Consider the following 26,893-nt stretch of genomic DNA (forward strand, 5'->3'; position numbering starts at 1 on the left):
GTAATTTAATAATAGCGCTTACATTTTTTATATTATCATAATTAGTAACCGTTTCCAATCGGAAAATGAGATGTTTTTCATAAGAATTCATACTATTTTCTATCCTAACATTTAAATTTTAATTAAGAACGATACATGGCTCTGAAAAGCTTTTCAGAAGAAGGTCACAAAAATAAAGAGCCTTTATTTTTCCCGCGTGGATTCCCGCACAATCAGCTTATGCTCCATCTTTTCATTCAATACCTGGACACCACCTGTTGTGAGCAATTCATGCAGCATCTCCGCCGCACGATACCCTAACTCATAAATCGGCTGTGCAATCGTGGTCAGCTTTGGAATGAACATACTCGACATCCGCAAATTATCAAATCCAATCACAGATACCTGCCCCGGAACTAGAATATTACGATCCTTCAGATAAGAAATCGTCCCCATTGCAAATTCATCAGCAACACAGAAAACAGCGGTCAGCTCGGGATAATCAGTAAACAACTCATGCGCAGCTTGATAAGCGTGTTCGAACCTGTGATTGGCATATTTGCTCTTCACAATATTCTGCTGTAGTCCAAACTCTGTTAATGCTCTTACAAAACCCTCATAACGAGGCGGGCCAGATACGGAGTTATCATGGTTAAAACCAATCATGCCAATGTCCTTATGCCCTAAATCAATCAGAAACTTTACCGCATCGTAAGCCGCCTGTTCATCATCCACCTCCACAGATGGAATGTCGTACTCATCAGAATGCGAGGATACCAACACAAAAGGAATTCTACAACCGACTAATTTGTCATGTGTCTCAGGATAAAGGACATCACTGGCGAACACGATCCCATCCACCTGCTTCTCATGAAAGTTATCGATGTAAGACAACATCCGTTCTTTGTCGCGGTCCGTATTGCAGATCATTAAACTGTATCCGAGCTTGATGCATGCATCCTGCATTCCCCGAATAACCCCTGCGAAATACAGGTTCTCAATATCCGGAATCAGCAGGCCCAGTGTAAAAGACTTCTTGTAGATCAGGCCGCGTGCAAACGCATTTGGTTGATATTGCAAACGTTCTACAGCCTCCATCACTCGATTCCGTTTGCTCTCTACGACCGTATTCGGTGCATTCATAACCCGCGATACGGTGCTGATCGACACCTCCGCCATTCTGGCAACATCTCTTATGGTTGGCTTCATAACGATAACTTCCTTTTTTTCAGGTAACTTTTCGATGTGATTATAGCAAGCCCGTTAAGAAATAACAACAGATTTTTTAAAGCGCTTACATTTTATTTTAAAGACATACTTATTCCTTATCTAATCATTACAAAGCGCGTATAACTTACTTAAAGTGTGTATATAGTTTTATTACATGGTATACTAGGCGAGTAGCATTATTCGCAGCTACAAATACTGCTCTAGACTATCTGAGCGTTTATTATAGGAGGGATTACATTGAAGCAACAGCGCGATATTCGATTCTCCGTACTGGACTTAGCCTCTATTGTGGAGGGTGGCACAGCGGCAGACTCTTTTCATAACTCTTTAGCTTTAGCTCAACATGCTGAGGCATGGGGCTATCACCGGTATTGGTTTGCTGAGCATCACAACATGATTGGTGTTGCCAGTTCTGCTACCTCACTCTTAATTGGCCACATTGCTGGCGGCACAAAAAGCATACGCGTAGGCTCCGGAGGCATCATGTTGTCCAACCACGCACCACTTGTCATTGCGGAACAATTCGGGACCCTCGAATCCCTATATCCAGGACGGATTGATTTAGGACTGGGCAGAGCCCCAGGATCCGATCAACCGGCTTCCCGTGCGCTACGCCGTGGTCTCGGAAGCGACGGCAGTGACTTCCCCGAGCAGTTAAGTGAGCTCAGAGCCTACTTCGATCCTGCAGGTGCAGGATCACGACCGGCTGGGGTTCGTGCTGTTCCTGGTGAAGGCTTGAATATCCCCATCTGGCTGCTGGGCTCCAGCGGTTTTAGTGCTCAGCTGGCAGGGAAGCTAGGTTTACCTTTTGCTTTCGCCAGCCATTTCGCACCAGAATATTTACTACAAGCTTTACACATCTACCATAGTAATTTCCGTCCTTCAGCAGCACTCGACAAACCTTATGTGATGGTCGGAGTTGGCATTACAGCAGCCGATACCGTGAATGAGGCAAGACGACTGGCTACCTCGCAGCAGCAGCAATTCCTTAATATCATCCGCGGACGTACGGGGAAGTTACAACCACCGGTTGATAGTATGGAGGGGCTATGGACGATGCAAGAAAAAGCAGCCATGCTTGAGAAACAGCGTTACTCTTTCGCTGGTGATAAAGCAGCAATTAAAGAACGGCTTCAAGAAATCCTGCAAGAGACACAGGCCGATGAATTGATTGTTTCTGGTGGAATTTATGATCCTAACGCTCGTCTACGCTCTTATGAGATTGTAGCCGACGCTATGAAGGAAATCTAATTTATCATCATAATTAAGGCAAGACGATAGGTCTGGTATCGGGGTTTGAGCCCTATTCCAGATGTATGTCTTGCCTTTTTATTTTGCATTCATAATCGTTCTCAATAAAACACAATAAAAACAATGAATTACATAAAAATAAAGAGTTAAATAGAGAAAACTGGTGTAAACCCATTAATAGAATTGATATTTGATCAAATATGATGGATTTCCTTATAATATCCCATTTTTGTTTAGATATTATTTTGATTATACTTTAGTTATTCGCTATAACGAACGAATTGGCGGTATATCTCTACCCTCTCCTTCCACTTTCACGGAGATTCCTGTATACGCACAAAAAAGTGGTTCTGTGAGATACTACTTATTTCGACAATGTTTGATGAAAAATCCGATTAGAAGAGAAGAATTTGCCGGAAGCCCGCAAATGATGTCTACAAAATTTAATATGGGGTTCAGGAGAAAGGAGCGAGTAAAGTGAAGAAGAAATATCGCTCGGCTTTCATAGCTGCTTATATCCTGACTATTCTAGCAGGAGTCATCTGGCATGCTGGCGGAGTTAGTGCGCAAGATACCATTAAGCTTACGGTGAATTCGCATACGACAAGCACAGCCACCATGAACAATATGCAGCCTGGTGATGAAACGAACTCAGAATACACAATTATTAACGCAGGTAGTGAGGGCTTTAATTACTATGTGGACTTCAAATTCATCTCTGGAGACGCAGAATTATACGATATTCTCCAAATGACACTCGAAAAAGAGGGAGTAATCATCTATTCAGGGGTGATGAGTGAGGCTGCCGGAAGAGTTGCCATCGGTTCACTTGCCGGGGGAGAACAAAGTGTAATCCAAATGGATGTAATTTTCCCGTGGGAAGCAGGGAACGAATATCAAGGGAAAACCACCACTGTAGCCTTTGAGTTCTCCGCTTCTGGAGGACCGGAGCCATCCGCTCAACCTAGTCCTTCACCGACAGCGTCGGCCACAGCTCAGCCTACACCGGAGCCATCACCTACAGCGACTGCTACACCTACTGTAGCGCCAACTACGACACCTACTGCCACGGCTACAGCTACACCTGAAGCTTCACCGACCGCAACAGCTTCACCAACCACGACGGCTACTTCGCCAACGGCAACAGCAGCTGCCACACCAGGGCAATCAACGACGCCAACACCATCGCCAATACCTACAGCTTCACCAGTAGTAGATGAAATTAGTGTCACTGAAGCGCCGATCCCACTGGGTGGAGGCGATAATGAGCCGACAGCATCACCAAGTGCCGGCAGCCAAACTACCAGTGCAACACCGCAGCCAAGCAATGAAATCGCCCTGCCTGATGATGAGCTTCCACTGGGAGCACCAGAGGTTGGCAACAAGCTTCCAAATACCGCTGAGCCTTGGTATAACTTGATTCTTGCCAGCTTAGCCATTGCGGTACTCAGCGTGATTATCATGCGCAGATTGAAATCGAAGAAATAACCACATTTTGCAGCATAAGTCTGGAGGTGAGAGAGTATGAAGAAGCGTAATGGTGTCTTGCTAGCCGTGAAGCTAATCTTCATACTCTCTTTAGTTGTGTTGATTTACTCGGTTGTACAAGTGGTCAAAGCACCGCTCGAAGCTAAACAGGCTTTAAATGATTGGGCAAAAAAGAGGGAGGAAGCTGTCGCCCACCCCCTTTCTGCCGAAGAAATCCCTCTTCCCATGGGAATGATCAGTTCAGCCAAGGAACAGCCGCACCCCGCTCATTCCTATTCAGAAGGTGAAATCATAGGAGAGATTCGTTTCCCCAAATTAAACAAAAAGATCGCAGTGCTAGAAGGCACGGAAAGCCCCGAGCTAAAAAAGGGAGCCGGACATTATAAAGGCAGCGCAGCTATCGGTGCCACCGGCAACAGTGTGCTCGCAGGCCACCGCGATACAGTGTTCCGTAATCTGGGAGAACTCGTCGCTGGAGATCTTATCGAGCTGGAAAGTACCGATGGGACTTTTACCTATGAAGTAACAGGCAGCACAATTGTTGACGGGGACGAACGTGGTGCTATAAAGCCAAGTGATAAGGCCATCCTCACATTGATTACCTGTTATCCCTTTTCATATGTGGGATCTGCACCGGACCGTTATTTACTTTCAGCGAAGTTAGTGAAACAAGAAATATTGCCGCATTAAACTTAAATATTACCTCAATCTTCTTCCTCAGGGATGAGACCTTATATGGAAAGTGATACTATATATATACAATAGTAAAGAGGAGATGACCCAAGGTGAAGAAAGAGGTTGTAGAACGGTTTATTTCGTATGCACAAATGGATACCCAATCGAATGAAGATAATGAGACTTGCCCATCCACTCCGGGACAGATGGTTCTGGCCCACAAGCTGGTTGAAGAGCTTAAGGAAATCGGCATGGAGGAAGTCCAGGTGGACGAGCATGGCTATGTTATGGCGACACTCCCTGCGAATACGGACAAGGATGTTCCGACCATTGGTTTTTTAGCCCATTTGGATACGGCGACTGATTTTACCGGAACGAATGTGAAGCCACAGATTATCGAGAACTATGATGGTCAAGATATTCTTTTGAATAAAGAGCTGAATGTTGTATTATCCACAGCGAGCTTTCCGGAGCTGGCGGAATACAAAGGCCACACCTTAATTACAACCGACGGCACGACCCTGCTTGGCGCAGATAATAAAGCCGGTATTGCTGAGATTATGACCGCCATGCATTACCTCATTCAACATCCAGAAATCAAACACGGCAAGATTAGAGTTGCCTTCACACCAGACGAAGAAATCGGCCGCGGGCCTCATAAGTTTGACGTAGCCGCTTTTAATGCTTCCTATGCTTACACTGTAGACGGAGGTCCACTCGGAGAATTAGAGTATGAAAGCTTTAATGCTGCGTCTGCCAAAATCTCAGTCTACGGCGTTAATGTTCACCCTGGGACTGCAAAAGGAAAGATGATTCATTCCGCCAAAATCGCCATGGCACTTCATCTCAGACTCCCTGCTGAGGAAGCGCCCGAATATACAGACGGTTATGAAGGCTTTTATCACCTAAGCTCTATAGAAGGCACACCTGAATTCAGCAAGCTACAATATATCATCCGCGACTTCGACCGTGAGAAATTCGAGGCACGTAAAGCATATCTCTCAGCTGTCGTAGAAGAATTCAAAAACATCCATGGTGAAGAGAACATCGTGCTTGAAATGAAGGACCAATATTACAATATGCGTGAAAAAATCGAGCCAGTGCGTCATATCGTCGATATTGCCCATGAGGCGATGGAGAACCTTAACATCACACCGATCATCCGCCCGATTCGCGGAGGTACAGATGGCTCGCAGCTTTCCTACATGGGCTTGCCGACACCTAATATTTTCACCGGAGGCGAGAATTTCCATGGCAAATTCGAATATGCGTCTGCGGACAATATGGTAAAAGCGGTAAATGTTATCGTGGAGATTGCTAAGCTATTCGAACAGAAAGCCTAAAGCATTATCCGCATCACTCCTTTAAAACACCAAAAAATCCCTGTAGAGGCCGATCCAGACCTCTCAGGGATTATTAATGTTCATAGGCTATCCGATTAGCATCTTTCTTCCGGCGGCGTGTCCTTCCAGATCACGTTTTCTCCGTAATTTTTACCCCAATCATACATCAATCGAAGGACGGGAAGCAGACTTTGGCCATATGATGTCAGGGAATACTCTACTTTTGGCGGAACCTCAGCGTACACTTTTCTTAGAACCAGCTGGTCCTCTTCGAGCTCGCGAAGCTGATTGGTCAACATTTTTTGCGTGATATGAGGAATTAGCTTCTTCAGCTCGCTGAATCGCTTTGTCCCTTCAAGCCCTAGATGCCAGAGGATAATCAGCTTCCATTTCCCTCCAATCACCGCAAGCGTCAATTCCTTCTCACAGTTAATTTCCTTCAAGTTTATGCGATCTTTAATCTCGGTTGCCATACCTAAAGCGCCTCCTCTCTCCTGTTATCATACTAACACAAAAACGAATAACCTCCTCATTGGAAGGCATTCGTTTCTGTACGCTCACTCTAAATTAGCATGCTTGCCGAACATTTGCTGATTCGTCTGCCCCGTCTTCTCCATCATTCGCAGAATAATAGCATCATAAAAGACCAACATCGTCTGTTCGAATAAAGAAGCCATCGGCTGGATCGTGCTGTAGCTTCCACTGGCCGGATCTTTTGGAGATCCCGGCAGCTTCACTGTGTAGCCCGCTAAACGTCCAACCGTCGAATCCGGCGCAATGGTAACGGCAACAACTTCTGCGCCTACCCCTTTGGCTTTCTCAGCCATAGAGATCAACCCTTTTGTCTCACCGGAACCGGAACCGAGGACTAACACATCCCCCTGTTCAATCCCCGGAGTCACCGTTTCGCCTACAACGTAAGCCTCTTTACCAACATGCATTAACCGCATAGCAAAGGCCCGTCCCATCAATCCAGATCTGCCCGCTCCAGCCACGAAGATCTTGTTGGACTGAAGCAGCAGCTCAGCCATTCGCTCAGTCTCTTCTTCATCAAGCTGAGATATGGAGCGCTGGAGCTCCTCTATAATTTGCTGCGCATATTTCATTGTAATCTTAAGCCTGACTAACTAGACGTTTCATTTCTGCTGCGGCAGCCTTTTGATCCGCTTCACCTGTGATGCCTCCGCCAACGATGACAAGATCAGGGTTCGCGGCGATCACTTCTGGAAGTGTGCTTAGCTTGATCCCTCCAGCGATAGCTGTTTTAGCCTGCTTAACCACACTCTTAATCGCATTTAAATCTGCAAAAGAATTTTTACCTTCCGCTTGATGGTCATATCCAGAGTGTACACAGATATAGTCTACGCCAAGTGCGTCTACTTCAGCCGCTCTTGTTTGGATATCCTTCACATTAATCAGATCAACTAGAATCTCTTTATTGGTTTTCTTCGCTTCCTCCACTGCACCTCTAATGGTAGAATCATCAGAAACACCAAGTACAGTAACGATATCCGCGCCCGCTTCCACAGCCTTCATCACTTCATATCCACCTGCGTCCATGATTTTCAAATCCGCCAACACAGTCAAAGCTGGAAAAGCCTCTTTGATTGCCTTCACTGCATGTAACCCTTCATTTATAACGATAGGTGTTCCAATTTCAACAATATCTATAAATTCGGCAACTTTTGAGACAACCTCTTTCGCTCCCGCAATGTCCACTAAATCCAACGCTAATTGTAATTTCATATTTATTTGCACTCCTTATTAATATATTTTAGTAAGTCATGTACAAATTGTAGTTCCTTACATCCCTTTAGGGAAGTAGGCACTTTATTGTGATGTAGTTACCTGGAGGATACTAATGTGCGGTTAAAGGGCTCTTTTCGACTTAAATTAAAAACGTTTTGTCATTTTTCTGTAAAAATACTGCATTTCCATGAAAGCTGTGCTAATATTACAGTTTGTTTATGAAATTTTAGGAAGTACATCATAATATAAGAAGGTGCACAATGAAGCAAAATAATCACCAGGAATTCAACCTGGTCAAACTGACCTGGCCGATTTTCCTCGAGCTATTCCTCTTTATGCTCATGGGCAGTGTGGATACTTTTATGATCAGTTCAGTGTCGGACGATGCCGTGTCTGGTGTCGGCGCAGCGAATCAGATCATTGCGATAGCAATTTTAGTCCTCAGTGTAATTGGTAACGGCGCAGCTATTGTGGTCTCCCAATATCTCGGTTCCAAAAAACCTCTGGAAGCCGCTCAAGTGACCGGCAATGCCATTACCCTAAACCTGTTAGTCGGCATTCTCCTAAGTACGTTTTTGCTGATATTCGGAGGGTCGCTACTGACTGCGCTGAATGTAAAAGGGGATATCCTCATTTACGCCAAAGCCTATATGAATATTGTTGGGGGCGGTATTTTTCTGCAAGCATTAATTAATGCTCTGGCGACTACTATCCGTACTCACGGTTTCACCAAACAGACGATGGTCGTATCCTTGCTGATGAATATCATTCACGTGGTGGGCAACTACCTGCTCATTTATGGTCATTTCGGACTTCCGGCGTTAGGTGTGGAGGGTGCGGCTATCTCAACAGTGATGAGTCGCTTTATCTGCCTGATCCTATTCTTCCTGCTGCTCTACAGAGTGATGGAGGTACGGGTGAAAGTAACCTATTACATTCATCTTTCTAAAAAATACGTGCTGCAAATTCTCAAAATCGGCATCCCGTCCGCTTTTGAATCCATCACTTATCAGTCGTGCCAGCTTGTATTCACACTGTATATTACTTATTTAGGCGCTGAAGCTATGGCTACCCGCCAGTACGCGCTTAATATTTCCAATTATATTTATTTATTCAGTGTAGCTGTCTCTATGGGAACTTCCATCGTTGTAGGACATCTCGTGGGAGCTAGACGACCTGATGAAGCCTATAAGCGTGTATTCACCAGTGTAAAGTGGGCGTTGCTGGTTACCGTAATAATAGATGCTGTGGTGATTTTCTTCCGGGTACCGCTATTCGGGCTTTTCACAGACAATGAGAACATCATTAGGATGGGGGCGCAGGTCATATTGCTTAGCTTCTTCCTGGAAACCGGGCGCACAACCAATCTGGTTATCATTAACTCTTTACGCGCCTCGGGCGATGCCAAATTCCCTGTATATATGGGACTGATCTCCATGGTCTGCATGAGCTTACCTCTTGGTTATTTCCTGGTGTTCCAACTTGATCTCGGGTTAGCCGGCGTGTGGATTGCTACTGCGGTCGATGAGTGGGTAAGAGCCGTCATTATGTATTTCCGCTGGAAGAGCCGAGCTTGGGAGAAACATGGACTTATCGAACACGAAGCTCCAGAACACTGTACACCTTCCGCTACTCCTGCAGCTGTAAATTAATATGTATATACAGAGGGTTCTTTAAGGTCATATCAGATCTTAAGGAACCTTCTATTTATTTACGCCAACATTACATAAAATTTGAGAATGAAGGAACCATTCTACGTTACAATAGATAGAACATAATTCACAAAGCTAAAGGAGAGAACTTCATGCCGGAGGAAACCGGAATCCATGAGTTACTGACGCTCAAAACGATTGCGGAGACTTTAAACAGTTCCAATGAGCTCAGACCCATGCTCGACACAGTCATGGGCAAGCTGCTTGAGTTAACCGGAAACACTGCAGGCTGGATCTTCCTGAGCGAAGAATACATGGAATATGAGTGTGCCGCTGATCGAGGCCTGCCACCTGCACTACAGCGCGACAATAAACAACCAATGCAGTGCGGAAGCTGCTGGTGCCTAAGCCGCCTATGGGACGGTCGGCTCGAGCATGCCGTTAACATTCTAAGCTGCAAGCGGCTGAGTAACGCCAGGCAGTATAACTGGGGCGACACGCTGGGCATCACCCACCACGCCACCGTCCCGCTGCATTCAGGTGAGCGTTACTTGGGACTTATGAATGTGGCCGCACCAGGCAAAGCACATTACGCCGACAGCGAGCTGGCTTTGCTGCAATCCGTGGCTTTGCAAATTGGCAGTGCTATAGAACGGATGCAGTTATATAGCACCGAGCAGCGCCGCGCGAATCTGTACGCCAAATTAGGCGAATTCAGCGCAGCTTTAAATCTAACCGCCAACCAATGTATCTCGCCCAGTATTCTGATCGAGAAAAGCGCCGCCCTGATTGGCGACTATTTCGATTGGCCCTTTGCAGCGATTATCGGGCAGCATGAGGGACAATTCGAAGTCCATGCTGCCTATGCGGCTAATATAACGCCGGAAATAGCTCCCTTCGAGCTCTCGGATTCTTTTAAAGTACGTCTAGGAGATATCACAAAAGGACAACGCTTTGCGACATTAACCCCTGATGAAGAGCAGGAAATTACGAAGTCCTGCTGTTCTGAACAACCTGTCGCGGAGCGTGTCGTGATGCTCGCTGTGCCCTTTCGGCAGATTGCCGCACAAGGTGCAGGAATTCTACTGATCACCTCACCCAAAGCACTAGCTTCCGCAACTGCGGATGGAGAGGTGCTTGAGGCTGTCGCTGAGCATATTTCCGCTACATTGGAAAGTGCTCAGCTTGGAGAGAAACGCCGCGAAATTGCGCGTCTTGACGAGCGGAATCGTCTGGCCCGTGACCTGCACGACTCCGTGAACCAGATCCTCTTCTCCCTCTCAATGACCGCCAAAGGCGTGGAAAGTATGCTGAAGCAGGAGCATATCTCCCATCCTGCTACTGAGGCTGTCCGCGATATTCAAGCTTTATCCCAGTCTGCACTCAAAGAAATGCGTGCATTAATTATGCAGCTTCGGCCTGCCGGACTGGAAGCCGGTTTATTGACTGCGCTGCAGGCTCATGGCCAGCAGCTAGGGCTGCTGATACAGACGCAACGGAGTGGTGTTCACGAACTTCCCCGCAACGTGGAGGAAGGGCTGTGGCGCATTGGCCAAGAAGCTCTCAATAATGTACGAAAGCATTCCGGAACCTCTAAAGCGGAGGTATCTCTGCATCTGAATGCAGCCGAGGTGGTACTGAGCGTTGCCGACCAAGGTAAAGGCGGAGCCAAACGGCGTTCTAACACAGACACTAATGAATCTCTTGGTCTGCATATTATGAAGGAAAGAGCAGAAGCTCTCTCCGGTCGTATTCATATCCACAGTGTGGAAAATCAGGGCACAACGGTTGAGGCAACCATACCTCTGCCCATCCAATCTACATGAAGTCGGGTGATCATAAATGACGATAAACTTATTATTAGTAGACGACCATGCAATGGTACGCCGTGGGCTGCAAGTATTTCTCTCCACACAACCCGATATCAAGGTTATCGGGGAGGCCTCCAACGGCCGCGAGGCACTGGAAAGAACAGCCGAATTGAACCCGGATGTCGTATTAATGGATTTGCATATGCCCATTATGGACGGCATTGAGACCGCTCAAGCGCTGAGGATCTCCCACCCGCAGGTCAAGGTCATTGTATTGACCTCCTTTTCGGATCAGGATCATGTACTCCCGGCTATCCGCGTAGGAATCAAAGGCTATTTGCTTAAAGATATAGAACCAGAAGCGCTGGTAGTTGCGATCCGTAAGGTACATAACGGGCAAGTGGAGCTACATTCACAGGCTGCCAGCCAACTGATGAATCTAATGGCGACTTCTACACTAGAGCAAATGGAACTTAATACTTCCGATCCGAACGGCCCAAACACAACACCTGCTGCGATCACCGGATTAGAGCTTCTTACCCCACGCGAGCAAGAAGTATTAGACCTGATTGCGCTCGGTATGAGCAACAAAGAGATTGCCAGCAAGCTGGTCATCACCGAAAAAACCGTTAAGACCCATGTCAGCCACGTTCTCGGAAAGCTAAACTTAGCGGATCGGACTCAGGCTGCCATTTTCGCATTGAAAGGCGGCTATAACGCCTAGAATCAAAACTCCTCTACAACTTTAGTCTTAGACGCTCAGCACAATGGCTGAGCGTTTTTATTATGTATGTTCATTCCATGTGCTGATGTTAACAGAGGCCGATTCAACTATCATTGGTTTATAGCAACTGACCTCACATAGGAGTGGATACAGATGAAAGTGATGATCCTGACAGGCAGTAATCGAAAAGAAGCAACCAGCACGAAGCTGGCAGAACATGCTGCCCATTTCATTAGTCAGCAAGGAGAAAAGGTTACCGTGTTTGATCTCTACAAACGCCCACTTCCCTTTTATTCACCAGACGAGGTTTACACAGAGCATGAACATTTAAACGAGCTTAAACAAGAGATGTTAGCAGCGGATGCAGTAATCTTGGTTACTCCGGAATATCACGGCTCGGTAAGTGGCGTATTAAAAAATGCGATTGATCATCTAGGCCAGGCGCATTTCAACGGTAAAGTTGTGTTATCCGCCAGTTCAGCCGGGGGAGCGGTAGGGATAAGCTCATTACTTCAATTGCAAGCCATCGTACGCAACCTGCACGGCATCAATACACCAGACTGGATCTCCATCGGTGGACTGCAACGCAAGCGTTTCGAGGTCGGGTACGACGGATACGAGGGTGGGCAAGAAATCGAAGATCGCATCCACCTAGTATTAGAAGCATTCCTGAACTTAGCCCGCAAAATTGGCAGACCGGCAGGTGCTATCCAATGATCAAAGGACTATATGAAGCACATTTACCAGTAAGCAATCTTGAAGTATCCATCGAATTTTATGAAAAATTAGGTCTGAGAATGGCTTGGCGGGATGAAGAAACTGTATTCTTCTGGATCGAGGAAGGTCGAAGCTGGATTGGTCTTTGGGAAGGCCAGGAGGTCCAAACCCCATACCATCCGTCCTTGCGGCATATTGCCTTCCGTGTCACTTACGAGGATTTGAAGCAATCACTGCAATGGCTGGAATCGATTGGTGTAGAGGCTGTTCCGTTCCGCAACCGGACTTCTGTTGAGCCTTTTATCCGGGCTTATCAAGGAAATGCTTCTGTCTACTTCAACGACCCTGACGGCAACAGCTTGGAATTTATGTGCCACGTAGAGGTTCCTGAACATCTGAAGAATATCTCAGAGAACATAACCTTAACGGAATGGGAGAAATTACTGCACAGTAAATAAAATACTCAAACAAAAAAACAGCTGCTCCCGTCCAAGGGTCCAGCTGTTTGAGTATATTAGCTTCTTCGATTACTTAATCGAAATGCCCTTCTTCATGGCCTTCATGTCTGCATTCGTATTCACAAGCGTTGGCAGTATCTTCATACTTCTAGTCATGGGAGAGTTGCATTGCCAGCAGGTAGGTACATATTGAAAGGCGAAATTATCGCGCATCCAACCTGTGCAACCTTCCTTGGTACAGGACCAAATAGCTGTGTCTTCTTGCGGAAGTTCCTCCAGTGCTTTTTTACGAAAATACATAAGTACCCCTCCTTGGATCGAATCGAGACGATATCGCTACCCTATTAGGGGCAGATTCATACTATGAAAATAAAAAAAGCTGCCCTCAACTTGTGTTAAGGGCAGCCTGATTTTTAAACTACAGTTTTACAACGTTTTCGGCTTGTGGTCCACGAGCGCCTTGAGTTACGTTGAACTCAACGCGTTGGCCTTCGTCCAAAGATTTAAATCCGTCGCCTGTGATTGCGGAGAAGTGTACGAATACGTCGCTTCCACCTTCAACCTCGATAAAACCGAATCCTTTGTCTGCGTTAAACCATTTCACTGTACCTGTTTGCATGATATTACCTCCAATATTTTATTTAACACATGTCCTTTTATTCCTACGTAGTGTACGAACAAATAAAAATTCACACATTGGAAAAGGACTCATACGCACAAATGATAACCTTTTACAATATGTGAATTAAGGGTTAAATTTATGATTGATTTCATTGTACCACACTAAATCACTAAAAGCAATGCGTATGCCTATTTAATTTTCACTCCGGCTCTTATTGCCTATAAACAGCAGCAGCCGAGCCGGACGAACACCCATGTTAGTCGATATAACCTGCCAATCCTTTATCCATCAAGTAATCCATTTCTGCATCAAGAATGGTCTCTACTGTGATTTCATCCAGCTTCACATCACGTTGGGCAGTGACATAGTCGACCAGATCATCGCTGTCGATGTCTACCTCACCCTTGGCGTTCGCCTTGGCCTTATTGATAAAGGTCTGTTCATGCTTCAATACTAAGCGGATGATTTGCGGATCCACTTTGGTTTTGGCAGATAATACATTTACTAGCTCCTGCTCATTTACTTTGTCACTCATTTTTTAAATTTCATCTCCTTACAATTATTACACAATCATTGTAGCATATTTCGCGCTTTAACGCGTCATTACGCGAAGTATACCGCGGTTTATTCACACTTTTCTTATCATCCCAACGTCTATAACGTTCCACTTGAAGTAAGTTATTTAATAAAAACAGTTGTGAGGAACATTGACTTGTGCCAAAATATAAAAAAAGTGTTGGACCAAATGAATACTAGAAAAGGCGGTTGAATTCATGAGCTCTGTATCTACCCAGCAATTAGACACAAACAGCAACAAGGCACATCGTTATATCGAAGACGTATACGCACAGGTTGTTGCGCGTAATCCTTTTGAGCCCGAATTTCATCAGGCCGTAAAGGAAATCCTTGAATCTTTGCTTCCAATCCTCGCTGCTGAACCTAAGTATCAGGAAAATGCCATTCTGGAAAGATTGGTTGAGCCAGAACGTTTGATTATGTTCCGTGTTCCTTGGACAGACGATCAAGGTAAGGTCAGAGTTAACCGTGGATATCGTGTACAGTTCAGCAGTGCAATTGGACCTTACAAAGGTGGACTTCGTTTTCACCCATCCGTTAATGCTAGTATTATCAAATTCCTTGGTTTCGAGCAAATCTTCAAAAATGCTCTTACCGGCCAACACATCGGCGGAGGTAAAGGCGGATCCGACTTTGATCCTAAAGGTAAATCCGAAGGCGAAATCATGCGTTTTGCACAAAGCTTCATGACTGAATTGCAAAATTACATCGGTCCTGACCAAGACGTTCCTGCAGGAGATATCGGTGTAGGTGGTCGTGAGATCGGCTACATGTACGGACAATACAAGCGGATCCGCGGAGGATATCCGGCTGGCGTATTGACTGGTAAAGGTATTGGTTACGGCGGAAGTCAGGCTCGGACAGAGGCTACTGGTTACGGTACAGTTTATTTCGTAAACGAGATGCTGAAAGCAAAAGGCCTTTCTTTTGAAGGAAGCCGCGTTGTTGTCTCCGGTTCTGGTAACGTAGCGATCTATGCGATCGAAAAAGCTGTACAGCTAGGCGCTAAAGTCGTAGCTTGTAGTGATTCCGCCGGATATATCTATGACGAAAATGGGATTAACCTCGAAACTGTCCGCCGCCTGAAAGAAGTCGAAAGAAAACGGATTAGTGAATATGTGAATGAACATCCTAACGCTGTGTATACTGAAGATTCCACGCAAATTTGGACCATTCCTTGTGATATCGCCCTTCCGAGTGCTACTCAGAATGAGATTGATGAAGCCATGGCATTGAAACTGATTGAGAATGGTGTAAAAGCAGTAGGCGAAGGTGCCAATATGCCGTCCACCCTTGAAGCTATTCATCAGTTCCAACAAGCTGGCGTACTATTCGCACCTGCTAAAGCTGCTAATGCTGGCGGCGTAGCTGTCTCTGCGCTTGAAATGGCACAAAACAGCATGCGGTTGTCCTGGAGCTTTGAAGAAGTAGATACGAAGCTGCATGAAATCATGGTTTCCATCTACGAACAATCTGTAAATGCATCCGAGCAATATGGACAGTCCGGCAACCTTGTTGCAGGAGCGAACATCGCTGGATTCAAAAAAGTGGCCGACGCTATGCTGGCTGAAGGTGTAATCTAAATAAATTACCGGCGCTCTAGTCACGAACGCCCGACATACAAAAGTCCCCGTAACCGGTCAGCAAGAATCCGGTTACGGGGACTTTTTGTGTGTCTAAGCGTTCCATCCGGGGATCTTCCGCAAATCCCCGTCCCAAATCGATTGAGTACTCTCCACAGTCGTATCGTGGGGTGAAGAAGCCGTACGAATGTAACAGGAATCTATTCCTATCGTTAGCGCCCCTGCAATATCGGTACGGGGATCATTCCCGATCATGATGGCCGAACGCAAATCCGCTCCATAATGTTCAACTAAATAACGATAAAATAGCGGATCCGGCTTACTCACTCCTACTTCGGAGGAAATGGCAATGCCATCGAATAAAGGAAGAATACCCAGCATCATTAATTCTGCTTCTATAAAGGTTTTCTGGCCATTGGAGAGCAAAAACACCTTTTTGCCACGTTCTCTTAATGTTTGCAGAATTTCAACCACACCCTCATAAAGTGAGATATGGATCATCGATAATGTCCGCAGCCATCTAACCGTTTCATGTAACCACGCTTGATCCGGTTCCCCACCCAATTGACGGGCCACAGAACGAAACACATCCTCCATTACGAAATCTGGATACTGACAATTCCGTGCGGCTTCGGCGAGCTGTAAATCCCTCTCCCGCAGAAATTGTGCCTGTAGCTCACTTCCTGTTATGGACATCCCCTGATATCCGAAATGGAGCGATAATCGATCCCATACCTCCTGCTTCTCCTCATCTGTCTGAATATCGATTAATGTGCCATACAGGTCGAAAATATAAGTCTCGTACATCCACCGTCTTCCTTCCTATTATTCTCTCTGTGTTTTATCCCTTAGTACCATTGCCATTGTCGGTGGTTGTCTGGCCCTCCTCCATCCGGTTTGACACCTTTTGATAGAGATAGGAGATACCGAGCAAGCAGATACCAAAGCTGGCATAGGCTATGATTTTGCTGCCAGTATTCAGCAGACCCAAATCATAGAGCAGCAGCTTGCCCGTGGCCAGCAGCGTTAATCCAAGGCCGAAGCGCCGGATGTACACATACCTTTTGCGGAAGCCATACATGATAAATAGAACGGCTAACAGTAGATAAATGAGACTAAAAATTAACCCTGCATCACTCAATTGCAATTGCACTCCTAAGAAAGCGGTGATAATGCCAAGTAAATAAATCGCCATGAAAACAGGATAGATCTCCATACTCTTAAACTGACGATTCAGCGCTGCAATCAGCAGATCACGTCCGCTAAACCAAACAAAGATATTAAAGATAATCAGTACGGCCAGTGCGATATAATCAGCTGCTGTATTTTGCGCGAAATTATTTTGCAGACTTGGCAGTCCTACTGTAATCACTATACAAATGACGTAGCCAATCCCAAACAGAAGTCTCACAAAATATTTAACAATCGTGTCATACAGCACCTTCACCTTTGGCAGCACGTAAGCCAGAACCAAGGTCCATACAGCGGACAGCAGCAAATTATAGAAGGTTCTATGCGCAAAATCCTCCGGTACAACCAGATGATACAATCTTCCCGATTCATACAAGCCGTAGATCCAGAAATTTAATAACGCCGCATATTTGAACCACAACGCTAAGGTGATTTCATAAGGTTCGCTGCGCTGAAGAGCATCCTTACGGTTATGCTGAACAGCATACAACACCGCGACAATCAGCATGCCTGCTGTGATAAAGACATATTTTAGCGGGAAGTAGACATCTCTAAAATTCGTCCATTGATAGTCTGCAACCCACTGCGTCGGTACATTTAGACAGAAGAATACTACAAGGCAGAGCATCATAATGCCCCAGCCCGCCCTTTCCATCCCCTTAAAGCGGTTCAGATTGCCATACAGCGTAAGAACGACGCCCTCAATCAGCCAACCGATGGACCACCAAGCCGCTCCAAATTGAAATGGAATCATCAATATGCCGAAGGTCAGTGAAGTGGCATAGAACAGCAGCATGCTTTCTTTTTCCTGTGGCATCAGCTTCTCAAGCCCTCGACCCAGACCGAGATACAGCAGGCAGAAAAGCAACGCCAGTGCTCCATTGTAATCCTTCAGTCCTGCATCCATAAATAAAATATACAAGGTGAGACAGCTAATAAACGTATTACATCCTAAGAGAGAGAAATCCCACCAGGACAGCTTGGAACGATATTTGAACGGGTACCACAAGGTAATTCCCAGATACATCGCAAAAGTCAAAACAGCATAACACATATTAATTCCGTTGCTATCCGACAAAGCTATTAATATGAGCATGGAGGGTGTATTAAATAAGTAGCTGATATAATTGACAACGTTCCAGCGTTTGCGGAAAGAAATCAATAAGATGAATAAATTCAATAAAAACAAGTAACCCATAGCCACATAAACCGCGTTGCCCGAAAGGCCAAACGCCCCCAGATAAGAGTATAAGGGCAGATATCCTCCGATTAAGCCCAGCGCACAAATACTCCGTGATTCATACCTTAAAGACAGGAGTACCGCAGTTAAAGTAACGAGTACAGACAAGGATAACCCTACATATATACTAATAATATCAAGCAGAAAATAGCTATAAAAAATAGAGCCATACAGCACCGAAATCCCGCCGCCAAGCAGCCCTAAAGCGAAGGTGCCTTTTCCTTTGCGGTATAACCACTCCCCGCCTCCCAGCATCAATAATCCCAGTAGAAAAAAAGCGCTTCCCTTCATATAACCTGTGAACCAGTTGGAATAGGTATACCGGAAGCCTGCCCCCACCGCCAAAATCAACAGTAGAATACCCAGCTTGTTAATCCAGCTTAGTCCAATCTTCATTTCGATCTGATTTTGTTTTCTTCGGCGCTTAAGCACCTCTTCACTGATCTCTTCCGAAGCAAAATCATGTAATCCATTATCCATGCCCGAGTTGAGGCGAAGCTCCGCTTCCCTCAGTCTCTGCCGCTGTGCCAGCACACGCTCATTTAATTCTGCCGCCAACGCCCCGAGTCGACTGGATATCTCTGCTTGTTCCTCACCCAGCTGCCTGGAGGCTGTGTGGTACAGCTGCTGAATATGGCGTTTCGTCTCCACTTCAAAAGCCGTCAGCCGATCCGTATGAGCGTGGCTTCTAGAGGCAAAATAAGTTTGCAGCTTCTGCCTCGACACTTTTAGAATGCCCAGCTTTTCATCTAAAATTTGTTCCGTTAGCGCAACTCTTAGCTCAGTATTCTCTTCTTGAAGCTTACCTACCTGAGTCTTTAGCTCGACCAAAGCGAGCTTATGCTTCTCATATTGCTTCTTCAAGTATTCATTCTCGTTGACCAGATCGTGACTTTCATATTCCGCGATCAGAGCCTCATATTCCTTAATCAGCCCGTCCTGCTGTACCTTCATGAATCTCAGTCGATCTTTGAATGACTCCATAGCGCCTCCTTATGTGAGCGATTGTTAATACTTACATATTACTACATATAGCTGGGGGGTCTTATGCTTTTTTTATATTTGCAGTGAATGAAGATTACAATCGGGATGCAAAAAAACTGCAACATTTTGGAGGGGTGTCCCGTCAGAATAATAACAACACTAACAAAAGATTTTAAAAGGAGCTCACAACCATGAACAACATTTTAAAAACAAGTACAGTTCTTTTAACTTTGTCCCTAGCACTTTCTACAGGAGCAGCTTATGCTGCACCCACCACAACTTCTGCTAAAAATGAGGCTACACAAACCTCCGCTAGCGTTAATCAAAAGACGTTTGCGATTGAAATCAACGGATCGACTATTAAAGAAACAGGCTTCCAAAGCACAAGCGGTAAAGAGCCGATGGTACCACTACGTTCAATTACTGAAGCCCTTGGATTTGAATTAACCTGGAATGCACAGAATAAATCCGTTGAACTTATCAATGGCGCTGTATTCACTACAGTGAAAGCTGGAGAAGACCGTTATAGTATCAACAAAATGAATACAACACTTGGAACTGCACCACAATTGGTTGACTCCACTTTGTATGTCCCAGCTTCCTTTTTAAGCGAAGTAATTCATCAAAACATGACTGTGAAGGGAGATTCCATTGTGATCAACACAAATGCCGCCGAGCAGCACATGACTAAGACTGGTGTGATTACAGCAGTCTATGATGGTGGTAAATACCAATCCGTTCAAATCCAAGGTGTAGGTACGGATGGAATCGTATTAAATGTAGGGGAAGATACGGCTATTGAGATGGCTGACGGCACTAAAATTGCACTCAAAGATCTCCATATCGGGATGACAGTAAAAGCAGAACACTCCATGGTCATGACTATGAGTCTTCCGCCACAAACACCAACTTACAAAATCACCGTTCTGGATAAGCAAAAACAAGATGATCTTCTAGGTACTGCTGGTACTATTGAAGAAGTTCAAAAAGACGATAAGGGAAATATCAGTATCACTGTTAAAGGTAGTGGCCTGAGCGAATTGTCACAAAAAGAAGTAGTACTGCGCATTAGCGAAGACACAGTGCTCATTAACAAAGACGGCGAAGCTGTTAAAAGCAGCGAGCTTGTTAAAGGCACAAAAGTTATCGGATTCTACAGCCCAGTGCTGACCAGAAGCCTGCCACCCATCGGCACAGCTGTCAAAGTTGTAGTAGATTCTGCACAACAATAAGAGAGAGACTGGAATCTTATTAAAAAGATTCCAAAGAGACATTAAAACAGCGATCCTTCCGTTATGGGAGGATCGCTGTTTTGCGTTATAGACTATAGGTTGGCTGACTCGCTTCAGCCGATTTGTGAGGTAAACGAAAGCCGACTGAACGCTTGGTCACACTTTTACTTGCCTTGCTGCAGAGTTTGGGATGATCATAATCGCGAGCCTTACGGACCCAGCTGACGTTATTTGCGAATTTTCTGCCTTCAGAGCAGCGTTTCGGACTCCAGCGCCACTATTCATTAAAAAGAGGGGCATATTCGATGTTTTTTATGCCAATAGCGTCAGTGGGGTCCGTTAGAATTACAAATGTGGTAAAAAGCTGCGTTAACGGTCAGCTGTGTCCGATAGCAGAGCAGATTATAGTTACTTCGTTCGCGCAACTTCACTCGAGTTGTCCGAAGTTGGAGGTCTAGCTCATGAATCGCTAGCCAGTATCAATTGCATCAACGCTAATAAACGCTCCAAGTTAACAGGCTTACTGAGATAATCTGTTGCCCCTGCCTGAAGGATTTTAGCCTTATCTTCCTTCATCGCTTTTGCAGTCAGTGCAATGATGGGAATATCCTTCTTTGCGGGCATTTGTCTGATCCGATTGATTGCCTCATACCCGTTCATCACTGGCATCATAATATCCATAAGAACGATATCTATAGAAGCCGCTTGCTCCAGTTCATACAGGCCGCTCTCTCCGTTAGTAGCTGTAGTTACATGCAGCCCGCGCTTTCTTAGGGTATTTGATAAAGCGAACAAATTCCGTTCATCATCATCCACGATAAGTACATGCTTTTGATTTAGAGAAGTGAAGTCAGTACGTATATCCTCAGCCGTTGTAGCGGCAAGTACCACTCCACTCCCGATCTCTTGAATAACAGTCGCTTGATCAGCCACTTCCTCAAGGCTTGGAGCCTCAAGCTGCAAAGGCAAATACACTGTAAAGACACTGCCCACACCCTCTTGGCTCTCCAGCGTAATTCTACCACCAAGTAAGGTTGCCAGCTCTCTGGATATGGATAAACCAAGCCCAGTTCCCCCATATTGACGTTCTGTATTTCCATTCGCCTGTTGAAATGCTTCGAAGATGATGGACTGTTTGTCTTCTGAAATCCCAATTCCAGTATCCTTGATGGCGAAGGCAATAAATACCCCAACACCCAAATCTGCCAAATCCAGCAGCTCTTCCTTAGTTGCTAAACGGATTTCCAGAGTGACTGCACCTTCCGCTGTAAACTTAAACGCATTGGACAGCAGATTTATAATAATTTGCCGCACCCTTTGAGCATCCGAATAAAACAACGGGGGTAAGTCCTCTCCTAGCTGTATGTGCAAAGGAATCTCTTTTTTATGAGCAAGCTGGCTGAAGTTCTGAGTCATCGCCTCCGGAATCTCCGATATATTTATCGCTTCAATTTCAATATTCAGCTTCCCCGCCTCAACCTTGGACAAATCCAGAATGTCATTAATCAACGCCAACAGATCTTGTCCCGAAGAATGAATAGCTTTTGAGAATTCAATATCCTCTTCACTTAAGGCTCCCGACTGGTTCTCCATAAGAAATTCCGAGAGCAGCAAAATGCCGTTAAGCGGAGTTCGCAGTTCATGAGACATATTAGCCAGAAACTCCGACTTATATTGTGAGCTTTGCTGCAATAACTCTGCATATTGGCTAAGCTCCGTTCGTGCTTTTTCTGCCTCAACTGACTTTTGTTCTGCAAGCAGATTCTTATCTTCCAGCTTTCTATTCGTTGCATGCAGCGTCTCTGTCTGGATCTGCAGCTCCTCTGACTGAGTTTGTAGTTCTTCCGTATATACTTGAAGCTCTTCGTTAAGACGTTGAGATTGCTCCAGCAGCTGATCGATTCTCATACTGCTAATCGTGCTGTTAATGGCAGAGCCAAACGCATTCGAAATAGATTTCAAAAACCTAATCTGCAGTTCCGTAAGTGGAGCAAAGGAGGCGATTTCCACCACAGCAACTACCTCACCTGAAAAAGAAATTGGCAGCAGCAACAGCGACTTCGGTACAGAGGCGCCTAGCCCGGACTCAATACTGATATAACACTCCGGCAGCTCCTGTACATGCATCAGACGTGCCTCTTTAGCACATTGTCCAACTAGTCCTTCACCGATATAGAAGGTCTGCGAATCCGGGAAATTGCTGTTTCCGGCAAAAGTAGAGACTCTTTTTAAAAAGTCCTGCTCATGTTCTTGTGTCCGCACATATAAGGAACCATATGGGTAATCAATAACTTCTGCTGTTTTGCCAAGAAAAATGTCCCCCAGTTTCGGGATTTGTGTTATACCCTGATACCTAGCCAATAAATCGTTTGCGTTATCTTGAATCCATATCCGCTCTTGTTGCATGTCTATCAGATGATTCGTTGCTATGCTCAGATCTCTAATTTCATCATTTGTGGTAATCTCTATCCTTGTCTTCTTATCCTCGATAGAATCTAAACCCACAATCGTATGGGTAACTTTATGAATCGTACTAACGATGGCGCGTGAATTGATCCATGAGGCAATTATGGAAGTAACAGCTATAAATGCCCAAGCAATATAAAGAAGCTCAAGCAGAAATTTATTCTTGTCTGCTTGTCTAGCTATCAGGCTGTTAGTGTTCTCATTCATCGTCTCGCGGTAAGCGCTGATTTGATTACGAATCCGGTCCATTTGATCTTTGCCATCGTCTGAATTGAAGTATCTTAGGATCTCAGCTTCCTGTCCCTCTTTTTTTAACTGGATCAAATAATCACCAGATTGCTTGATCCACTGTTTAATATCACTTTCGATACCCACAAGTCGCTGAAGCTGAAAGGAATCATTAGCAGTCAGCACGTAAAGCTTATCATAATTAGCTTCCCATTCAGCCTTACCCAAATTGTAGGGCTCCAGATACTTGTTATCGCCAGTGATGACATATCCACGTTGGCCCGTTTCCATATCTAAAACATTCTTTTCGATCAGATTAGCCAAATTAGTAATCTCTCGGTCCTGATGAGAAATAAAGCTGGTCTCCCGCTGCAGCTCATTAATTCTTCCATGCATGACAAAAACAAATCCTAATAGACAGATCACGATTAAAACTGTAATTGACAGTATTTTATACTGCAATGTAAATCGGCGTTTGTTCACAACTAGCCCCCGTCCTGTCTTCTAACTATAAACCCCTTCCTATTCTACATCATTACAAAGGATTACTTGAACTACGGCTTTATTTATTCTTCTATGTAAGTTTTGGCTGTGGCTAATTTAAACAATTTCAGCAGGGTTGAAACACTTGTTTTTCCCGGAATAAAAAAAAACCCACAAGTGCCTTTCACCTTGAAGGGTTACCTAAATATCTAACTTAGCAAATACAAGTTTTCTTCTTCACACCAAGCTTCCCAGCCTGTTCAACCTTAGCAATATAATCAACAGCCATGGGAACTTTACAAGCGGTTTGTCCCATGTTCACCTGGACCTTACCTATACCTGCTGCGATCTTTGCTGTCTCCTCATGCAGTTCTGTGATACTGCTGCCCACCATAATTACGAAAGTATTCATCGTATAACGGACACGATTTCGCTCCTGATGAATAGTAGCACCCACTTGTTGTAACAACTCCCTAATCTCAGCAATGTCCAGCTTATCATCCGGTGTAATTGAAATGTAATTGGCATAAGTGCTCCAGCCGCAAATAGCTATTAGTTCATCTGAGGAACGAATCCACTCTCTCGCAAGTTCCAATCCATATGGACTCTCTGCGGCGAGAGGGGATACTATATATTCCACTACCGCATGCCAGTTGGCCGCCGAAGCCCAGCTTTGAAGCTCTTCCTTCGTCATAGTCTTAGGATTGACCGTTAGCCCAGCCAAATACATTGCATCGTAATTGCCTGTCTGATACAAAGCCCTTGCCAGACTCTGATCTTTTTTCACATCCTTAACCAGCTTCTTCATATCTCCTACCTTTACTCCAAATAAAGGTTCCACAGCGCCATGTCGTAAAAAGGTATGTTTCGTCTGCTCTGTACCCATCTCCTCAAGCTTGCTCATCACTTCATCAACAGTCAGATTCATTAGGACACTCCTTTATCTTCAATGTTCTTATCCCTTTACTGTTTCTCTTATGATCGGTTCACGACCTAACGTAACTCTGTTCTTCCCTGTATTCTTAGAGTGATATAACGCTTCATCCGCTTCCCGATATAAATCTTCGAAAGTCACCTCTCTACGCTCCGTAAAAGAGATTCCGATACTTGCGGTAAGATGAATGCTATCCTGTTCATTCAAGATTATCGTGTAATCACTCATCATTGTACGAAAATCCTCTGCTTCTTTTAAGGCTGCACGTTTATCTTCAGCGAAAAAGCATACAGCAAATTCCTCGCCACCTACTCTTCCAGCAATACCTTTATTCTGGTATACCTGAAGGATTTTATTCGAGAAATCAACTAACGCCTGATCGCCCGCTAAATGACCATAAGTATCATTAATTAATTTAAAATCATCGATGTCAAATAACAGCAGAGCCAACCCTAATCCATCCGGGATCGTTTGATTCTGGACCCTTTGCATGAAATGCCTGCGATTATAAAGCCCTGTCAGATCGTCAACCGTTGCCTGATAGACCAGTTCACGCTCATATCGCTTTTTCTCACTATGATCACTAAACACAATAAGCATACCCTTATTCTCTGTTGCCGCATGTTCCGTAGCAATTAAAGAAACCCCATAATAGAGCTCCTCTGCGCCAGAACAAACTACCTCAAACTGTCCTTCCGTCCTCTGATTGTAATGAGCTGCAATGTCTTTGTGAGATTTCATAAAAAGATCAATGTTTTTTCCCATCCAGTTATCGTTCGCTATTCGGGTAATGTCGTATAAAATAGCAGTCGCCGCATCGTTTATGCCAATGATATTATCATAACGGTCAGTCAGAACTACGCCGTCTTTCATGTGCTCTAGAATTTTGTTTTTGGTTAGAGGGAAGATGGTTAATTTGGAGCTAACAAAAAGTGCGAAATAAGCCGCTATAATCGCAGGCAAATAAGTAAACGCCGTAAAACCTGTAATGGTAATCTTCAAGAGGGGAAGTAAAAAGACGGAAATAACCGGAACCAGCAAACCCGCCAACAGCAGGACATTAGTCCGCAAATAAACTCTCGGGGTATTCAGTAGGGAAACTGCAAGCAAGCAGACTGCATATAGCCCAAAAAGCTGATCATACGCAATAAAAGCCATACTAAGGAGCGTAGGCTTTACAGCAATTCCACTAACACCCGCGACCGTCAGGACGGACACTTCACTGCGCATCAGATGATAATAGCTATCCGTAAAAATAAGAAGTACATCCATAACAATAGGGATAGAGAAGATGGCAAGCTTCACGGGCAGGCGCCCTGTGGAAGGAGATACGTATTCTTTTACCACAGCATAAGTAAAGAGCGCACTAAAAAAAAGCGGAGCCTGCTGTACATTCTTCCACCACAGCTTAGACTGAAAAGAGGGTGACATAATCTCTCCCGCCGTTGCAACAAATATAAGGCTGACTAACAGCATTAAGATCCACAAATAGCGTCTCCCTGCTAACTTACGGTGCCGATAGGAGCTGACGCCCATGTACAGACTTAGAACACTGCCCATTAATAAGTAATACGGATATCCCTGAATCCATGGCATGCCATATTTCTCCTATTTTTCAAGTCGCTCCTATCATTATAGCCTAATCCTTGGTACAAATGAATCAACAATAACAGCACATCTTATGCTTTAAATTTCACCCGATTGGAGAACATATATTTTCTGGCTAAATCCTTAAATGTTATTTTATCTTGTGCCGATTCAAAGAAACGTTTAGGGATAATCAGCGCTCTCTGTGTGGACACAAAAAACACAAACAAGTTCGTAGTTTCACCTATCTTATGTATCTCTTCCCACTTCACTTGCCCAGTGCCCGCTTCGGAAAGATAAGATATGCCTTCATCTGAAATCGTATAATTTTGCGGTTGCTGAATTAGGTTATCTGTTTTGAACGCCTTTTTCGATTTTTTGATCAAGCTTGCCTTGGTCATATACCATAAGACAGCGGCAAGAATTATAGCAGTCACAGCCAGGATTGAGATGCTTTGAGTACTGTAATCCTTAGTAATTAATAACAAAATCATAAAGTAAGCGACTACGCTAAAAGAGTTGAGTATAATCCGGCTATTCAAGCTGAACCATAAGTTAAACTCCTGAACGTCTTCACTCTTTAGGACTGTATCTACTTTTATTACATTTTCCATCACTGATCGCTCCCTCGACGCCATGTATATTTTTAAATTCATCTCATTTTAACATGCCTGAACACAAAAAAGGGAC

At 44.8% G+C, this 26,893-nt stretch carries 24 protein-coding genes; 11 read left to right on the top strand and 13 right to left on the bottom strand.

The window, feature by feature from the left end:
* Positions 1–183: 183 nt before the first annotated feature.
* The gene (locus tag MHI15_RS12695) at positions 184–1,188 is read right to left on the bottom strand and encodes a LacI family DNA-binding transcriptional regulator (RefSeq protein ID WP_036682112.1); all 1,005 of its coding nucleotides are present in this window, start codon (positions 1,186–1,188) and stop codon (positions 184–186) included.
* Positions 1,189–1,446: 258 nt separating this feature from the next.
* Here MHI15_RS12695 and MHI15_RS12700 point away from each other — a divergent pair, with 258 nt between their 5' ends.
* From MHI15_RS12700 to pepT, 4 genes are all read left to right on the top strand, one after another.
* Positions 1,447–2,460: an LLM class flavin-dependent oxidoreductase gene (locus MHI15_RS12700; RefSeq protein WP_081383185.1), complete on the top strand. Its 1,014-nt coding sequence runs from the start codon at positions 1,447–1,449 to the stop codon at positions 2,458–2,460.
* A gap of 477 nt (positions 2,461–2,937) precedes the next feature.
* Complete coding sequence (locus tag MHI15_RS12705; protein ID WP_076282159.1) at positions 2,938–3,948, top strand: hypothetical protein; 1,011 nt, start codon at positions 2,938–2,940, stop codon at positions 3,946–3,948.
* A 36-nt stretch (positions 3,949–3,984) separates the two neighbouring features.
* Positions 3,985–4,638 carry a sortase gene (locus MHI15_RS12710; protein ID WP_341164465.1) on the top strand — a complete coding sequence of 218 codons (654 nt, stop codon included), beginning with the start codon at positions 3,985–3,987 and terminating at the stop codon, positions 4,636–4,638.
* A 95-nt stretch (positions 4,639–4,733) separates the two neighbouring features.
* The gene (gene pepT / locus MHI15_RS12715) at positions 4,734–5,966 is read left to right on the top strand and encodes a peptidase T (RefSeq protein WP_076220750.1); all 1,233 of its coding nucleotides are present in this window, start codon (positions 4,734–4,736) and stop codon (positions 5,964–5,966) included.
* Between the two features lie 95 nt (positions 5,967–6,061).
* Here the strand turns inward: pepT and MHI15_RS12720 are convergent, their stop codons facing one another.
* The 3 genes from MHI15_RS12720 to hxlA form a co-directional block, all read right to left on the bottom strand.
* The gene (locus MHI15_RS12720; protein ID WP_036682121.1) at positions 6,062–6,439 is read right to left on the bottom strand and encodes a winged helix-turn-helix transcriptional regulator; all 378 of its coding nucleotides are present in this window, start codon (positions 6,437–6,439) and stop codon (positions 6,062–6,064) included.
* Positions 6,440–6,523: 84 nt separating this feature from the next.
* On the bottom strand, positions 6,524–7,072 hold the full coding sequence (gene hxlB, locus MHI15_RS12725) for a 6-phospho-3-hexuloisomerase (RefSeq protein ID WP_076191679.1): 549 nt from the start codon (positions 7,070–7,072) through the stop codon (positions 6,524–6,526).
* Between the two features lie 7 nt (positions 7,073–7,079).
* Positions 7,080–7,712, bottom strand: coding sequence for a 3-hexulose-6-phosphate synthase (hxlA, locus tag MHI15_RS12730; protein ID WP_036682127.1), 633 nt, complete (start codon positions 7,710–7,712; stop codon positions 7,080–7,082).
* Between the two features lie 263 nt (positions 7,713–7,975).
* Here hxlA and MHI15_RS12735 point away from each other — a divergent pair, with 263 nt between their 5' ends.
* From MHI15_RS12735 to MHI15_RS12755, 5 genes are all read left to right on the top strand, one after another.
* Positions 7,976–9,367, top strand: a complete 1,392-nt coding sequence (locus MHI15_RS12735) for an MATE family efflux transporter (RefSeq protein WP_076124068.1) — start codon at positions 7,976–7,978, stop codon at positions 9,365–9,367.
* Between the two features lie 152 nt (positions 9,368–9,519).
* The gene (locus tag MHI15_RS12740) at positions 9,520–11,193 is read left to right on the top strand and encodes a GAF domain-containing sensor histidine kinase (RefSeq protein WP_076181935.1); all 1,674 of its coding nucleotides are present in this window, start codon (positions 9,520–9,522) and stop codon (positions 11,191–11,193) included.
* A 16-nt stretch (positions 11,194–11,209) separates the two neighbouring features.
* Complete coding sequence (locus MHI15_RS12745) at positions 11,210–11,902, top strand: response regulator (RefSeq protein ID WP_076309978.1); 693 nt, start codon at positions 11,210–11,212, stop codon at positions 11,900–11,902.
* Positions 11,903–12,055: 153 nt separating this feature from the next.
* A complete protein-coding gene (locus MHI15_RS12750) occupies positions 12,056–12,619 on the top strand; it encodes an NADPH-dependent FMN reductase (protein WP_076219647.1) in 564 nt (187 codons plus the stop codon).
* Positions 12,616–13,077, top strand: a complete 462-nt coding sequence (locus MHI15_RS12755; protein ID WP_076282161.1) for a VOC family protein — start codon at positions 12,616–12,618, stop codon at positions 13,075–13,077. The genes MHI15_RS12750 and MHI15_RS12755 overlap by 4 nt, the downstream gene beginning before the upstream one ends.
* 69 nt (positions 13,078–13,146) lie before the next feature.
* Here MHI15_RS12755 and MHI15_RS12760 read toward each other — a convergent pair whose 3' ends face one another.
* The 3 genes from MHI15_RS12760 to MHI15_RS12770 all read right to left on the bottom strand — a co-directional run bounded on the left by MHI15_RS12760 (position 13,147) and on the right by MHI15_RS12770 (position 14,234).
* Positions 13,147–13,377, bottom strand: a complete 231-nt coding sequence (locus MHI15_RS12760; RefSeq protein WP_036682139.1) for a cold-shock protein — start codon at positions 13,375–13,377, stop codon at positions 13,147–13,149.
* Positions 13,378–13,495: 118 nt separating this feature from the next.
* Positions 13,496–13,696 (bottom strand): cold-shock protein, encoded by a 201-nt coding sequence (locus tag MHI15_RS12765; RefSeq protein WP_019914790.1) that lies wholly within the window; start codon positions 13,694–13,696, stop codon positions 13,496–13,498.
* 259 nt (positions 13,697–13,955) lie between these two features.
* A complete protein-coding gene (locus MHI15_RS12770; protein WP_038573758.1) occupies positions 13,956–14,234 on the bottom strand; it encodes a hypothetical protein in 279 nt (92 codons plus the stop codon).
* A gap of 238 nt (positions 14,235–14,472) precedes the next feature.
* Between MHI15_RS12770 and gdhA the strand changes: the two genes are divergently transcribed.
* On the top strand, positions 14,473–15,858 hold the full coding sequence (gene gdhA, locus MHI15_RS12775) for an NADP-specific glutamate dehydrogenase (RefSeq protein ID WP_036682144.1): 1,386 nt from the start codon (positions 14,473–14,475) through the stop codon (positions 15,856–15,858).
* Positions 15,859–15,951: 93 nt separating this feature from the next.
* On the opposite strand, the gene MHI15_RS12780 is transcribed toward gdhA, so the two are convergent.
* Both MHI15_RS12780 and MHI15_RS12785 read right to left on the bottom strand, forming a co-directional pair.
* On the bottom strand, positions 15,952–16,665 hold the full coding sequence (locus tag MHI15_RS12780) for an HAD family hydrolase (protein WP_076124076.1): 714 nt from the start codon (positions 16,663–16,665) through the stop codon (positions 15,952–15,954).
* A 34-nt stretch (positions 16,666–16,699) separates the two neighbouring features.
* Positions 16,700–19,273: a DUF2339 domain-containing protein gene (locus MHI15_RS12785; RefSeq protein WP_076282162.1), complete on the bottom strand. Its 2,574-nt coding sequence runs from the start codon at positions 19,271–19,273 to the stop codon at positions 16,700–16,702.
* A 191-nt stretch (positions 19,274–19,464) separates the two neighbouring features.
* Between MHI15_RS12785 and MHI15_RS12790 the strand changes: the two genes are divergently transcribed.
* The gene (locus tag MHI15_RS12790) at positions 19,465–20,505 is read left to right on the top strand and encodes a stalk domain-containing protein (RefSeq protein WP_076140656.1); all 1,041 of its coding nucleotides are present in this window, start codon (positions 19,465–19,467) and stop codon (positions 20,503–20,505) included.
* Positions 20,506–20,964: 459 nt separating this feature from the next.
* Here the strand turns inward: MHI15_RS12790 and MHI15_RS12795 are convergent, their stop codons facing one another.
* From MHI15_RS12795 to MHI15_RS12810, 4 genes are all read right to left on the bottom strand, one after another.
* Positions 20,965–23,682, bottom strand: coding sequence for a CHASE3 domain-containing protein (locus tag MHI15_RS12795; protein ID WP_081392568.1), 2,718 nt, complete (start codon positions 23,680–23,682; stop codon positions 20,965–20,967).
* A gap of 214 nt (positions 23,683–23,896) precedes the next feature.
* Complete coding sequence (locus MHI15_RS12800; protein WP_076218263.1) at positions 23,897–24,604, bottom strand: DNA alkylation repair protein; 708 nt, start codon at positions 24,602–24,604, stop codon at positions 23,897–23,899.
* A 33-nt stretch (positions 24,605–24,637) separates the two neighbouring features.
* Entirely contained in the window at positions 24,638–26,212 is a 1,575-nt protein-coding gene (locus MHI15_RS12805) for a histidine kinase N-terminal 7TM domain-containing diguanylate cyclase (protein WP_076282163.1), read from the bottom strand.
* A gap of 83 nt (positions 26,213–26,295) precedes the next feature.
* The gene (locus MHI15_RS12810; RefSeq protein ID WP_076124082.1) at positions 26,296–26,817 is read right to left on the bottom strand and encodes a YcxB family protein; all 522 of its coding nucleotides are present in this window, start codon (positions 26,815–26,817) and stop codon (positions 26,296–26,298) included.
* Positions 26,818–26,893: the final 76 nt, after the last annotated feature.

The organism is Paenibacillus sp. FSL H7-0918, assembly GCF_038007025.1.
GTDB classification, from domain to species: Bacteria; Bacillota; Bacilli; order Paenibacillales; family Paenibacillaceae; genus Paenibacillus_AQ; species Paenibacillus_AQ odorifer.